Genomic DNA, 13,320 nt, shown 5'->3' with positions numbered 1-13,320 from the left:
GATAAAACCAACAGCCAGTGCATAAGCAAGCTCTTTGTTCAGGCATAGCCATGGATCTGTTTCTGGCGCCACGGTCAGCGTTGATTGCGGTCCGCTTCTCTGGCTCCAACGACCAGAGCGGCAAGAAAAGGAAGGATTGCAAGAACCGTAAGAATTTCCAACGAAAAGCTTCGCAATCATTCAATGTTTAGTGATATGAAGCTTCAGTGTGGTCTCAACAGCTACCGCTGGCCAAAGTCCAACAGTGATCAGTTCAGCCATCAAAGTGTTGGATCAATGATCATGCCTTGGAACAAACTGAATTTGATAACAACTAAAAAAGGTAAACTGTCTGAAGTTTATTGATTAAGTAGAAATGATGATTTCAACATCAGAACACCAAAAATCAAAATATTTCAACTGATGCAGCTAAAGCAAAGACAGTGAGACTCTGGACAAAAGATTAAAATAAAATTGAAGAAGTTATTTCTCTCATAATGGCAGCGCAAAAAAGAGAGAATGTGGATAAAATAATTAATCAAGAATTATTTATTTTCCCACAAAAAATAACCACCTAACACGCCTGCTTTGTTGGAGTGCAAAGTTATTTCATCTGGAAATTTGACCTTTTTAAGGAGTTTGCTGTTGCCGCCGCCAAGATGCAAATGATCCCAATTCCAGATATGTTTTGTAGTCGATATCACTTGATCGACCCGCTTGATCCATTTATCTTTGCCTACAGATTCAAGCGCCGTTCTGCCAACGTAGTCTTCATAGGTTTTCTTCTTTTTAAAAAGGTGGTGTGCGAGCTCCAGATTGGGTACTAGGCATCCATCAATGAACAATGCTGAACCCATTCCTGTACCGAGTGTCAGAACCATTTCAACGCCATGACCCGAAACACATCCATATCCCTGAACGTCCGCATCATTGGCTACATGTGTCGGTTTTCCGAGTCTTTCATTCAGTAGCGCAGCAAGATTTGTCCCTGACCAACTGCGATCGAGATTAACTGCTGTTTCAACGATTCCATGTCGTACAACTCCTGGGAAACCAACAGCAATTCGATCGAAATGCGGAACTTCACTGGAAAGTTTCTCAATCACACCAACAATCGATTCAGACGTTGCAGGCTGAGGAGTGTCCTGACGCTGACGGTCACAAAGCTCTGAGCCCTTTGAATCGAGGACAATGAGTTTGACTCCGGTCCCGCCGATGTCAATGCAAAGAGTATTAGCCAAAATGATGGCCTAGAAAGCTAATGATAGTTTAACGATTCCATGAGAAAATTACTCTTCAAATTATTATAAAAATGTATAGTCAAGAAGCGCAACTCCCTAGCTACGAACCTCTGATTTGACAAGATAAGATGTTTGCAATCACATGTTCGCAAACATCCAAATATTCATCAGGTGATCAAGCGTTCAGGACAAGGAATCATACAAGTGCTGGCTGATAGTGTTAAGTCGATGCAGTTGTATTGTTGTCTTGAATGTTTAGAAAGGTGGGCTTTGATATGATTAATACAATCAAGACACTACCTGATGATCAGATACATATTCAAAGGCTGATTTGAAGAGATCGAACTGAACGATTTTCAAAAAATCAAAGAACCTTGTCGAGATTCCAGTATGATTTATGCGTGTTATCGATAGTTGAGGCATTGATTGATCCTGTAATTGGATCTGCATCATCATTAGTGATGTTTTGTACAGAACCAGGTATGGAGTAAGAAACAAGTAGGCATAATGGTGCACCAACAAGTCCGTTCAAGGCCCAGGTCTTAAAACGATTTTGATGTGGTTTTTCCCTTTGATTTCGTTGAATAATAGTTGTCATCAATAAGACCATTGGAGACGCAACGAGTCCAACTGTTCCACCAAAGGCTCCTGCTAAAACAGCAAGTGCATAGCCCTGCCACTTTTCCGATAAGGGCTTTAGTTGTTGAATATCCCGAATGGTCTGGGAGGTTTGGAATTGCTTTGAGTTTGTATGTAAGGTGTTACCGCAGTCAGCCATATTGAATCGGGATGCAAGGGCACAATTATTCAATTGATTATCTCGTTATTGATTAATTCCTAAATCAATAATTGCTTAGAACATTCTGAGAATCAGCTCAGAGTTCTAAAGTCTTGTCGTCAAGGCTCGTGAAATGGTCTGTCTGCAACCAAGCAAAGCATCTCAGTTGTATGGTTTCTATTCGTTGGGAGAAGACAATGTCGTTTGCCCAAGGGATTGAACATGCATAAGCCTAAAAGCAAAATCATCAACTGAATTTACTTTCGTTCAAAAAATCGTTTTGGGTAGTAAATATTTCATTGAAAACAGGCAAATTCAGATGATTTGTTTTTTGTTCACGATGAATTTGGAGCAGCAAAAAATATTGCAGAAGGACCCTTTTTTAAAGATTTCAGGGTTGTCAGCAAAAACTGCATGTCGTTGGAATCTCCCGCTAATATTTTATAGGCGGGAGATTAAAGTGCTATTGTATCTTGACAATATTTTCTGTCGGATTGTAGCCATTCTCGTTGTTGCTGACCATTTTGCTAGGCCCGTAATGCCTCATAACTACATTAAACTTACCTGTATTATTCCCTTCGCGGATTGGGATATTATTTGACTGTCTATCACATTCGTACCTAATGGTATAAGTTCCATCAGAATTTTTTCGGGGCTCATTTCGCTTGATAAGTTGGCAATATCGTTAAACATATATCCATTACCATTGTACACTGTTACTGAACAAAAATTCTCTTGCTTCAGGGTCTGGAAAATTCATTTCATAGCAGCCATCTGAGCTCATATACTTGCTTGTTTGGTAGATATTATCCTGAACCATCGCGCCTCCCCAGCCTCCTGCAGCTCCAACAAAATTCCAGTAAGGAGTTTGACCACTTTCCTTGTTGCTATAGGCTTTTGATTGATCGTAACCATTAGTAAAAATTGTATTGCCGGCGGCAGCAACTTTTTTGAAAGATGCATCGTCCCATTTTTTGACAACAAACGGATCTGAGCTATTGGTCTACGTTTTTAAATTCTGTCGTGCATTGTCATCCAGAGTTCTGACGACAATAAATGCATGCTTGGTTTTTGCTGTCAGCTTGTGTCTACCTGGCCCGTAGATCATCGGTTGGGTTTCATGATTCTCATCTACCACTTGAACAGAGATGTATTTATCAGTTTCAGGTATGGTCAGAATGATTCCACCTGTCATGTCGAAAATGGATGTTGAATAGTAAGTATCTCTGTTCATGCGTACAACAAATTACTTGGATGGATCACTGGATCCAACAGGCATTTCCAGGAACTTATTGACTCCTCCTGTATTTTTGATAATTGCATCAAAACAGAGATTTGAGTATGCCTGGGAAAAATTATCTTCAGTGACATCAATGCCTGACGAACTGTCGGCGATAATTTTTCCATCCACAATATCTTCTGATTGATTTTTAAAATTACGAAATGAAATTTCGGCCTTGCCGATTGTCTTCTCATTTGGAAGATTTCCGGCCTGAGCTAAATGCCCAATGCAAAGCGCGCTCAATGGGGTGATCATTGCAAGAGTGAGAATTCGGGCCACAGAAAAATCAAATTTTTTTCACAATCTAAGCAAAATAATGATGTTTGCCAGCTCAAGCTGATCCAATTTGTGCAGATTACTTTGTTAAGAAATCAGATCAGACCCTGTCCGCTTAAGGTTCAACTTGCGGCGTATGGAGAAGCAAAGGCGAACATCGTTATTAAGTGCGTGGACGCTGTAGTAACACTGGGTGGAACTCTGCTCAATCAGCGCCCATTCAGCGTCAGATAATCAGCACTACGCGTCATTAAAATTATAAGTCAGAGCGACAGGATTCGAACCAGCGACCTAGTGCTCCCAAAGCACTAAACAAACGAAGTCGTGACGGTGAAGCGACCCCAAAAATCAAGGCTCTGACTGGCATTAGGCGATAACAGGTGGCAAGAGCTGCTATCTAAAGCCTGACTGTTTGCACACCGTTTGCACACAATGGTTGTAGCAATCGATCACAACTCTTTGCCCCGCGTCACCTTCAGCGACACCTGGATCAAACCCTTCAGGGAGCAGCTCAGGGCATCCTGTGGGCCTGGATGGAAGGTGCTCAATAGTCGCGGAAATATGCGCCTGCAGGTCGTAGATGTTGGCTCAGTGATGCTCCCCTACGAGTGGAGCCTGAAAGGATCAACTCAAGCCCTTCCCCGCATTCAACAGATCTACAAGCGGTGGAATGGTGGACAGATCACGCTGGCAGCCGTTGCTCAGACTGCAAATACAAGCAGTAGCCATCAGACCCTGAATTTCAACCAGCTAATTGATAGTTATTGGGAGTTTGTCCCGAATGCAGGCGACAAGACTTGGGGCAAGTTCTATCTGCCAGTGCTCAGGAATTGTGCTGAGCAATTCAAGGGCCGACCACCAGTGGACGGTGAAGCACTTTGCCTTGCCTGTCTGCAGCAATGGGAGCCAGGTTCAAGGATGCGTCAGACCTCCAGACAGAAGCTCTGTGGCTTCCTCAATTGGGCGGTGCAACGCGGGCATCTGAAGCCGATCTACAGCCCACCAGCAAAGCTGCCTGAAACAATTAAGCCCAAGCGTGTTGGGTATCCGCTGGAAGACACGCAGATCCTTGCGTTGCTGGATTCACTGCCTGAAGGACCGGACCATGATCGCTGGCGTTTTGCAATCCAGCTCTGTGCTGTTTATGGCCTGCGGCCTGAAGAGCTGCGCCATTTGGTGGTGAAAAGCGGGGCAAGTGGTCCTGAGTTGTGGTCGATTTATCAGAAGTCGATGGGTGGCACCAAAGGTCAGAAGACAGAACCCAGAAGACTGCATCCGCTGCTGCTGCGGGACATGCACGACATGCCCATCGATTGGAAACTGCAGGCCAGGGTGCAGATCAATGAAGAGCTGCCACCGTTGAACCGTGAAGGTGAAGGCGGCCAGGCACTTGGCACGTATCTGCGCCGAAAACAGGCATGGAACGCGCTTCGGAAGCAAGCCGAGAGCCAGGGCGAACAGCTGACGCCCTATTCGTTTCGCCATCGCTACGCCAAAGGGATGCATGCAGCAGGTTTGCCCATCGCCAACATCAGCGAGGCAATGGGACACACCATTGAGGTTCACCTGCAGAGCTATGCGCGGTTCAAGCCAAATGCAACGGCTGAACTGGTGGATGCGATCAACGTCTGATCAGTCCGAAAAATCGGTTCCGACAGAATGAAATGTTGATCTGATCGCATTTCATTGGCTGACGCCTCACCCCGCACCATCCAGCTGTCGCCATGGCAACGCAAAGTTGCTGGCTTGGTGGAGCGTTGATGAGCTGAACACTCTGGTGCTCGCTGGTGGCCGTGGTGGGGGCAAATCGATTCTGCTGCTCTGGCTTCTCGGTTGCTTCGCACTGATCAGCGGTGATTCGTTCAATGCTGTGTTGATCCGGCGTGATCTGGCAGGTCTCTCCAAGTTGGAAGACCTGCTGTTTCAACAGATCCCGACGTTGATGCCGGGGTCGAAGTATCTGAAGGCCTAACGCACTTGGAGGCTCAGCAACGGCGGCACGCTCAAGCTGATCCACATGGATGCGGGCGATGCGTTCAACAAGATCCAGGGTGAGGATCTGAGCCATATCTTCTGGGATGAGCTGGGGCAGGAAGCCGATCCGCAGGTGGTGCTCAGAGCTCGTTCATCGATGCGAACGACTGACCCGACCGTGGTGCCGAAGTTCATTGCAACGGCCAACCCGCTTGGCCCTGGCAGCTGGTGGATCAGGGACTATCTGGTCACCAAGGCGATGCCGAACAAGATCTTTAAATGTGAGTTCTTTGGTGCTCAGCCTGCGGTCTGGATCAAGTCCACGCTCAGGGATAACCCCTATCTGAGCAAGCCGGATCAGTACGAGAAAGAGCTGCGCGCCAGCTGCTTTGGCGATGAATCAAAGATTGCCGCTGAAGTGCTGGGCGAATGGGGGCAGATCACAGCCGGGTTCTTTGGCTCATGCCTGAGCATTGAAAAGTCAATGCTGCCCGCTGATTTTCAGATCCCGTGGTATCCCGACAAAACCGGATCGTTTACCGAAAAGACCAAAGCCCACTGGTGCTGGATCGGTGGCGACTGGGGCACGGCAAGCCCTGCATGCGTCGTGCTCATGTGTCAGATCCAAGAGCCAATGATGGACGGTGATCGCCATATCGCCAGGGGCAGTTGGGTCTGCGTTGACGAAGAATATGTTTGCTCCATCCAGCCGGACGGGAGTAAAGAATGGAACCGTGGCGACCGTTCATTGACTGCCCCGCAATTTGTGGAGCGTGTGAAAAAGCTCTACATGCGCAATGGATTCACGGATTGGGTGATTCCGCACCGCAGAGTGATTATGGATTCAGCAGTTACCGCTCAGCTTGGTTTTGGCGGTACAAGTGATCCAGTGACATTGAGCACTGAATTCAAGAAGTACGGCTGGGAAGTAACAGGTAGCCCGAAGTCAAGCCGTGCAGTCGGTTGGCAACTGATGAAATCGTTGTTGTATCAAGCAGGCAGTGATGAGCCTGGGTTGTACATCTCAGAGCGGTGCGAAAGCCTCTGGGCGATTTTGCCCTATTGCATCAGTGATGATCGCAATCCAGAGGATATGGAGAAAACAGCACCGGATCATTCTGCTGATGCAGTGAGATATGTATTGACTGCCGCAAATCAAGCTCAGCACAGTTATCGGCAGTCACAGCGAAGCGGAGCGCATCCGCTGATGTGGGGCAATGAAGAGAAGCCGAGGCGATATTCAGGAGGCGTGCGGACTTATAAACCCTTGCCGATTCGTTGAGGGGATAGAGCAGAGAGCTACCTAAACGGGGGAGTTGAGCGGCTGAAAGACCACCTGATTGGGTGATGTGGATTCTGCTTGGTTTGGTGCTGGTGCATACATCAAGAAATTGCTTATTACACTCACACCAACCGCTCAGCATCATCTCACCTTTCTTATATATGAAGCTGATTGATTCGGGAGATGGTGAAGAAGCCCAGGAGGGAAGACCTCCACTATATAAATCAATAAGTTGTCAACACTTCAAGCTGCACTAACTACTGGTTATTGGACCGATTACGTCAAATACCTTTACAGCAATTACATGCTGGATGGAGAAACAGTTTCAATTTATCTAGAAGATAATTCTAGCTATTTTTCAGACGAGCATGTGGCTCAAATGAAAAACATAGTAAGCGAGATCGATGGGCGCATTGATCTTGATTTTGAATTCACAAATGATTTAAGCGCCTCCGATATTGATATTTTTCTAGGGGACAGAACTTATCAAGAATATCTTGGTCTGGCTACAGTGCAGGAGGGCTGGATCAGCCTCGATGTTTTAGGGGAAGCCAGAGAGTCAACCAGTTCAAATCTAAATACATTTACCCATGAATTTCTGCATGCGCTAGGAATCGGTGAGCCAGGCTTTAACCCAAACTGGAATCAAGATTACACGGTAATGTCATACAATCCGGGAGCTTCAATAGAGTGGAGGACTTCTCCAGGCACTAATGATTATGCTGCATTGATATCTTTATGGGGACATGAAGATGACTTCACGAGCAATTCCTTTAAAGCCAAGGTTGTGCCAGGCACCTCTAATGTTAATCCACCACCGCCACATGTCCCAGGAAATATAGGGCTTGGAGATTCAATTTTTGGTAAAGAATTCAGGTCTTCCGAGATGGTTGATTCCTTGACTGATCAGATCAACTTTAACAGAGGCTTGGTGGGAGATAACTACTTCCTTGGAAGCGCTGGTGACGACATAATTGTTGTTTTTACTGCTGAGGCAGGTAGCTGGGTGAACGGGAACCGTGGCGTTGACACCATTACAGGCATGATTGATGGCGTGACATACCGAGGCGGCGCTGACAATGACATCTTGCAAGTCAGTGCAGGCACTGTATGGGGTGATAAAGGCGCGGACACTTTCCAAGCAGTTGCGGGAGAAGGAGTTGCCGTAGTTCAAGACTTCACGGTCGGAGAAGATTTCCTTCAAGGAATTATCGGCGGCAGCTTTACTCTGACTGAGCAGGGATTGTCTTATGGCGTTGGTGGTGATCAGATGCTCTTGCTTGCAGGAATCACCGATGCCTCTCAAGTCACTTTGATCTAAACGCAGATCTTGTCGGAAAGCCTGAAGCCATGAAAACGAGGCTGAGAGCTATACAAGACCCGAAAGGGACAAGCAGGGGGCGTTGAGTAGTCGCTATGGATCTCCCAACAAAAACAACCTCACACCAATCACGCCAAGCCAAGTGAGGGGTTTTTTATTGCCCTAAAGCCTTGGCGTGACTGGCTTCCGAGTGAGCTAAGCCCAGTCAGCCACTGAGTTCTGAGCCATTCACCAGACGTCCACCACAACCTCTCGGGATCTGCACCAGGGCTTTGCAGCGGGCTTCACCAGAAGGGCTGTGATCTTGAAGGAGTCAAGGGGACAGCACCCCCAAACAGCCACACCTCAAGGCCATGTCGGTCAAGCCCCTCTTCATCTACACCCTTTCCCTCGCGCTGGGTATTGGCGCTGTCACGCACGCCAAAACTCTGTTGATCGAGCAGGGACCTCAGGAGGTCGCTCAAATCGAGGGATTGGACTACGTCATTAGCCAAGAGATCGAGCAATGGCACCGTTGGAATCCGTGATGGGATTCACCAACCGGATTAAACCGGTTCACCACCTGGGCTGACAGCGTTTCCAGCCACCTGACTTCTGCATGGTCTCCCAGGCTTCACTCTTTTCGTGGCCTGGACTGTGCACACCAATTCATGCAGTGCAGCGTGTCGGAGCGAGCCCAGCCTGTTACGAGAATTGAATAGATTTAGTTCAGCCGTCAGCTGATTGATTTGCGAACAGAGCAATTTCTCTGGATTGCCCTTTTTGCTCTGGCTTTTACTGTTCTTTGTCTTGCGTTCAGCTGGTATGTATCCGGTCGTGACCGACACAGATTACGAGTTATTTCCAGGTTTAATTTCAATCCGGGGCGACGCTGGGGAAGTCAGGCTTTTCTGAGGGTAACTGTTCAAAACAACAGCAGAAAACCCATGACAATCAGTAAAGTCAGAGTCGTTTTTGCGGGAAAAATCTGCGGAGAGCGATTCTTTGATGGTCACCGGGGGGCTCCAGTGAGGGTTGGCGCGGGTGAAGAGGTGTCAACTGTTGTAGAGAAGAATGATCACACAATGCCTCTGCCGGAAGCTACAGATTTTTCACGAAGCAAAGTGTTCGTAACTGATGCCTTGGGAAAAGTGTATGGAGCAACCTATATCAATGAATCCAATTATTTTTAGTTGCTTAATTGGCGATTGCTTTCTGCTTGAGATGTTGTTGGCTGCGGCCATTGAACAATGATTGATATGAATGCCACCTGCTGAATATCTAGAGAATTCCACGACTGATTGGAAGGGCCCGTAGAAAATGAGCCAACATGAAAGACAGGATACTTCCGGCGATAATGAGAAGTGTTAAACTAATTACTGCAGGGAGCTTAGTCAAAGTAAATAAGTAAGTCAGACTCACAAGAATAATTGGATGAAGAATATATGCTCCGTAAGAATCATTGCCAGAATCTGCAATCTGCTTGCCGAATGGAATGACATGAGTTCTAAACCACCAAAGAAGCCAGGAAATCACCCCCCAAGCAATAAATGGAGAAATAATAAGGTATATTGTTTTACCATAAAGTTCTAAAAACGTAGAGCTATCTCCTGTTTTGTCCACCATCTGAGAGGCATAGCAAACCACCAAGATCGTTGCTGCAACAAGTCCAATCAGTCCCCAGGTTTTTGCCTTATCAGCCGGGACTCTCTCTAACCAACATCCTTCGGCAGAAACACATCCTATAGTAAAAAGAATAATATAGGCAGGTAGAAAGCTAAGATTACCAATCCAATAGTCTAGGCCAATTCGAAGCAAGAATTTAGATCCTGAGATCGGCACACCAAGTGGTGCAAAATAAGCAACAATCAGACTACTTATAGCGGCACCTATGGCAACAGCAGCCAAATGACTCGTCCCAGGTAGTTGTCGTTGAGAATTTCTAATAAAATGATAATTATTGCATTTTTTCCAAATTAAATAAGCAATATTAAAAACCATAAGAGTGATTACGAACCACATTGGTCCAGAAATCAGATAAAAACCATCCAAGCTAAAAAATTTAGCAAATGTATCACCTATCCTCTCCCCCCTCGAAGACTCAGAGATTGCTATGATGAGGGGTGAAAGAATAAACCATGTGACCAGTAAGGGTATGCCGAGCCGCCGCAGTCTGTCTTTTATGAACTTCAAAGAGCCTTTCTTTTCGACAGAAATTGGTACAAAATAACCCGAAATAAGAAAGAACATTCCCATAAAGAATGACTGATTAAAGCTAACTACTAGGCCTAATAGATCTGAAATCGGGGGGCCAATTGAGTTCTGTTGGATGAACCAACAACAGGTGTTTTTTGCATAAGTAATCATTGAGTGATGCAAAATCACTAGCAACATGAGGATAGTGCGTAATTGATCAAGGAACTGAGTTCGCATTAATTGAATCTCTGGTTTGATGCGAATATGATATTGAGAATTCACGTTGAAGTAGATGGGCTATTTACAAAAATAAAAAACTTAATGAAAGCATGAAATTCAAAAGACAAATCTCATAACTTCAAAAAGCAATGCAGATCTATGGTAGATGTTATGAAAGTATTCTAAGACGCACTCGGTGAAAGAGTCTAGACCAGTTTGTCTTGAATTAATGATCTCACAAACACTTCAGGATGTTGTGTAATTCGCACTTGAATTGTACAAGCAAATACTTTATTCAGCAAATGTGGGAGATGACGCTTTCAAGACATAAACATTAAGGGTGAAATCCAAAAAATATTTGCCGCGGTTAAAGAGTTGGATATAGGATAAACTTTTTACTTGGTTAGACTGTGTCGATATATGCATTTCTGAAGATAGCTGGAGTGATCTAATTGTCACAAGATGAAGGTTGAGAGTCCATTAATAGCCACCTGACTGTTTGGCATTCTGAAGACAGTCTTGTTGCGCGACTTGCGCAAAGAGACTCTCAGAAATTGGAATTAAAGCCTCATTGGCCATGACGATCAAGGTATTGGCTAACTATTTTCGGTGAACCTTAAACCTTTCCGTTGGCGTGAGCTTCCACACGGCGTTTTCTGGGATCTCAGGGCCAACTTGCAGATCCGCGGCCCAGGCGAATGACATGAGTTGTCAGTGCTTGTGGTTACCGGTGACGTCCCAAAGCTGAAAGCCAAGCTGCTGGCTAGAGAGGAGCAAAGGACACTCAAACAACAACAACAATGATCCGCACCACATTCACCGCAGCAGCACTTGCACTTTGCGGTGTGATTTCACCAGTAGTAGCTGGAGAGAGACTATTAATACCTTGTCAATACAATGGTGGTAAGTGGACCCAGGTCCATTACATCGACAACCTGGGTAGAAACAATACATTCACTCTCGAATGGGACGACGGTCCCCGCATGACGTACAGATGGCAAAATCCAGATGCACAAGATGGACACTTTAATGTCAAAGATACGCTTGGCGGAAGGTGGGATTACACCAATCATGGCCCCGGCGGTTTCACCCTTGATAATCGTGATAACGGGAACACCATCAAATGCCTCGGAACGAGGCAATGATCCGCACCACACTTATCTCTGCAGCCCTAACCCTCGGAGCCATGGCCGTAAAGGCTGAGGTCATCAATCGGCGCATTCGCTGCCAATACAACGGGGGCAAGTGGACCGAGGTCCATTACACCAATCAAAGTGACGGTGATTTCACTCTGATATGGGATGACAGCCCACGAATGTCATACATCTGGGATAAGCCTGGGCATGGAACTTATTCATTCATGGTCACTGACAAGTTAGGTGGAAGGTGGGAGGTGGATTATGCCGGAGACCACAGCAAACCTGGAGAAAGTAATATTGGCTTTGTCCTTGCACACTCTGACAACAATAATGTAATCAAGTGCCTAGGTATAAGTAGGAACGCAATGTTCACGCGACCCTAATTTGGGGAAGAAAGAAAGAACTGATCTAAAAGCGACCGCGCTCCCACAAGTAACTAATGATCAACTCTTTAGATAATCAACGGCGCGCCGAGGCCGAGTTCACCAAGATCAGCAAGCAGTCCAAGGGTGCCAGCCGATGACTGATCAATCTGAAAAGCCAACCCGCAGCGGCTAGGGCTGGGAAGTTGATGTGATGCGGAGACTGCTCGCTGAGCAGGAGAAACGCAAACCCGAAAAGGGCCAGCGGCGGCCCCTTCGGTTGTCGTCGTAATTGGCGTTACGGAGCTTGGGGAGCCTCGATAGGTATCAGCGACTCAATGGGAACTTGCTTGATTTCGTCTTTGGCTGCATCTGCAGTGATGAAGCCGCCAACGAATCACTGCACACCCAGGCTGAAAACAAGGCGGCACGGCAACAAAGCAGGCAGCTCATTGATGGCGGCGCTGATGCTGTCGACTGGATAGAGCTTTACGAGCAGAAGTGATTTTCCCCGATCGGTCGGGGTCAAATGTCGATCAAGTCAGAGCAATCGAGACCACAACAGGACTGGTGAGACAACCAACATCACGGCGCGGCTCTTTGTGAGGGGAAGCTGCGTGACGACGAGCCCGGTGACACCGCCACCACCGCCGGGCAGATCGTCATGTCAGCCACGTGTGTGAACAGGATCAAAAGTCGAGTGGATGTCCGCAAGCAACACCAAGAGGGCAATCAGGTCAACGACAACACCAAACGACGCTGCCGCAATGATCAACATCAGGATGTGATCGCTCCCTGAGAACTAGCGATCACGTGACGACGAATCCGGCATTGGAAGACCGCCGGGTAAGTCGTCATGCCTGCCACCCGGTTCAGTCAAATTATTGATGGTGGCCCTGTTGGAACCGGGGAGCCGCACTCCGGGTGGCCACACCTGCAGAACGTGAGCGCAGTGATACCGCCGTGCGGTAAGTTTCAGCCTTCAGCTGGCGGCTGTAGAGCTTCGAACTGATCGCCATCAGCATCAGGAAAACACCGCTGATGGACAGAATTACAAAGCTGTCGATGGTCTTTTTCCGCTACAGAGCAAAATACTCTCTCAGAGTTTTAATCCGAGCTGTCCATCAACTTGGACAGTCATCCAATTACTGAGCGGAGCGAGCTGCTTTGAGGAGGCTGAGCGTGAAGCAAGCAGCTCCGAAACTGAGGATCAGAACTAGGAGATCAGAGGTGCCGAACATGAGCTTTCTGCTGATGAACAAATGTTAAGCGGTTCATTGCGGAATGTAAGG

The 13,320-nt window shown here is 46.7% G+C and carries 15 protein-coding genes; 9 read left to right on the top strand and 6 right to left on the bottom strand.

Annotated elements, in window-relative coordinates:
• Positions 1 to 524 precede the first annotated feature (524 nt).
• The 4 genes from SIB73_RS04730 to SIB73_RS04715 all read right to left on the bottom strand — a co-directional run bounded on the left by SIB73_RS04730 (position 525) and on the right by SIB73_RS04715 (position 3,559).
• Complete coding sequence (locus SIB73_RS04730; protein ID WP_413402515.1) at positions 525 to 1,220, bottom strand: ROK family protein; 696 nt, start codon at positions 1,218 to 1,220, stop codon at positions 525 to 527.
• Positions 1,221 to 1,584: 364 nt separating this feature from the next.
• On the bottom strand, positions 1,585 to 1,998 hold the full coding sequence (locus tag SIB73_RS04725; protein WP_413402517.1) for a hypothetical protein: 414 nt from the start codon (positions 1,996 to 1,998) through the stop codon (positions 1,585 to 1,587).
• Positions 1,999 to 3,001: 1,003 nt separating this feature from the next.
• Positions 3,002 to 3,232, bottom strand: coding sequence for a DUF1254 domain-containing protein (locus SIB73_RS04720; protein ID WP_413402519.1), 231 nt, complete (start codon positions 3,230 to 3,232; stop codon positions 3,002 to 3,004).
• Positions 3,233 to 3,244: 12 nt separating this feature from the next.
• Positions 3,245 to 3,559 (bottom strand): hypothetical protein, encoded by a 315-nt coding sequence (locus SIB73_RS04715; protein WP_413402521.1) that lies wholly within the window; start codon positions 3,557 to 3,559, stop codon positions 3,245 to 3,247.
• Positions 3,560 to 3,988: 429 nt separating this feature from the next.
• Here SIB73_RS04715 and SIB73_RS04710 point away from each other — a divergent pair, with 429 nt between their 5' ends.
• From SIB73_RS04710 to SIB73_RS04685, 6 genes are all read left to right on the top strand, one after another.
• Positions 3,989 to 5,188: a site-specific integrase gene (locus SIB73_RS04710; RefSeq protein WP_413402523.1), complete on the top strand. Its 1,200-nt coding sequence runs from the start codon at positions 3,989 to 3,991 to the stop codon at positions 5,186 to 5,188.
• A gap of 106 nt (positions 5,189 to 5,294) precedes the next feature.
• Positions 5,295 to 5,528, top strand: a complete 234-nt coding sequence (locus SIB73_RS04705; protein ID WP_413402525.1) for a hypothetical protein — start codon at positions 5,295 to 5,297, stop codon at positions 5,526 to 5,528.
• Between the two features lie 45 nt (positions 5,529 to 5,573).
• On the top strand, positions 5,574 to 6,812 hold the full coding sequence (locus SIB73_RS04700; protein WP_413402526.1) for a hypothetical protein: 1,239 nt from the start codon (positions 5,574 to 5,576) through the stop codon (positions 6,810 to 6,812).
• Positions 6,813 to 7,044: 232 nt separating this feature from the next.
• Positions 7,045 to 8,133: a hypothetical protein gene (locus tag SIB73_RS04695; RefSeq protein ID WP_413439726.1), complete on the top strand. Its 1,089-nt coding sequence runs from the start codon at positions 7,045 to 7,047 to the stop codon at positions 8,131 to 8,133.
• 353 nt (positions 8,134 to 8,486) lie between these two features.
• Positions 8,487 to 8,660, top strand: a complete 174-nt coding sequence (locus SIB73_RS04690; RefSeq protein WP_413402530.1) for a hypothetical protein — start codon at positions 8,487 to 8,489, stop codon at positions 8,658 to 8,660.
• A gap of 201 nt (positions 8,661 to 8,861) precedes the next feature.
• Entirely contained in the window at positions 8,862 to 9,305 is a 444-nt protein-coding gene (locus SIB73_RS04685) for a hypothetical protein (protein WP_413402532.1), read from the top strand.
• Between the two features lie 88 nt (positions 9,306 to 9,393).
• On the opposite strand, the gene SIB73_RS04680 is transcribed toward SIB73_RS04685, so the two are convergent.
• On the bottom strand, positions 9,394 to 10,545 hold the full coding sequence (locus tag SIB73_RS04680) for an acyltransferase family protein (RefSeq protein WP_413439786.1): 1,152 nt from the start codon (positions 10,543 to 10,545) through the stop codon (positions 9,394 to 9,396).
• Positions 10,546 to 11,327: 782 nt separating this feature from the next.
• On the opposite strand from SIB73_RS04680, the gene SIB73_RS04675 reads away from it, so the two are divergent.
• From SIB73_RS04675 to SIB73_RS04665, 3 genes are all read left to right on the top strand, one after another.
• Positions 11,328 to 11,672, top strand: coding sequence for a hypothetical protein (locus SIB73_RS04675; protein ID WP_413402536.1), 345 nt, complete (start codon positions 11,328 to 11,330; stop codon positions 11,670 to 11,672).
• A 702-nt stretch (positions 11,673 to 12,374) separates the two neighbouring features.
• Entirely contained in the window at positions 12,375 to 12,533 is a 159-nt protein-coding gene (locus SIB73_RS04670; RefSeq protein ID WP_413402538.1) for a hypothetical protein, read from the top strand.
• A 159-nt stretch (positions 12,534 to 12,692) separates the two neighbouring features.
• Positions 12,693 to 12,827 (top strand): hypothetical protein, encoded by a 135-nt coding sequence (locus tag SIB73_RS04665; protein ID WP_413402540.1) that lies wholly within the window; start codon positions 12,693 to 12,695, stop codon positions 12,825 to 12,827.
• An 82-nt stretch (positions 12,828 to 12,909) separates the two neighbouring features.
• Here SIB73_RS04665 and SIB73_RS04660 read toward each other — a convergent pair whose 3' ends face one another.
• Positions 12,910 to 13,047, bottom strand: a complete 138-nt coding sequence (locus tag SIB73_RS04660) for a hypothetical protein (protein ID WP_413402542.1) — start codon at positions 13,045 to 13,047, stop codon at positions 12,910 to 12,912.
• Positions 13,048 to 13,320: the final 273 nt, after the last annotated feature.

This window comes from Synechococcus sp. MIT S9509 (assembly GCF_047303035.1).
Taxonomy (GTDB): Bacteria; Cyanobacteriota; Cyanobacteriia; order PCC-6307; family Cyanobiaceae; genus Synechococcus_C.
The sequence above is the reverse complement of the archived record's forward strand: the minus strand, read 5'-3'. Positions and strand labels throughout refer to the sequence as shown.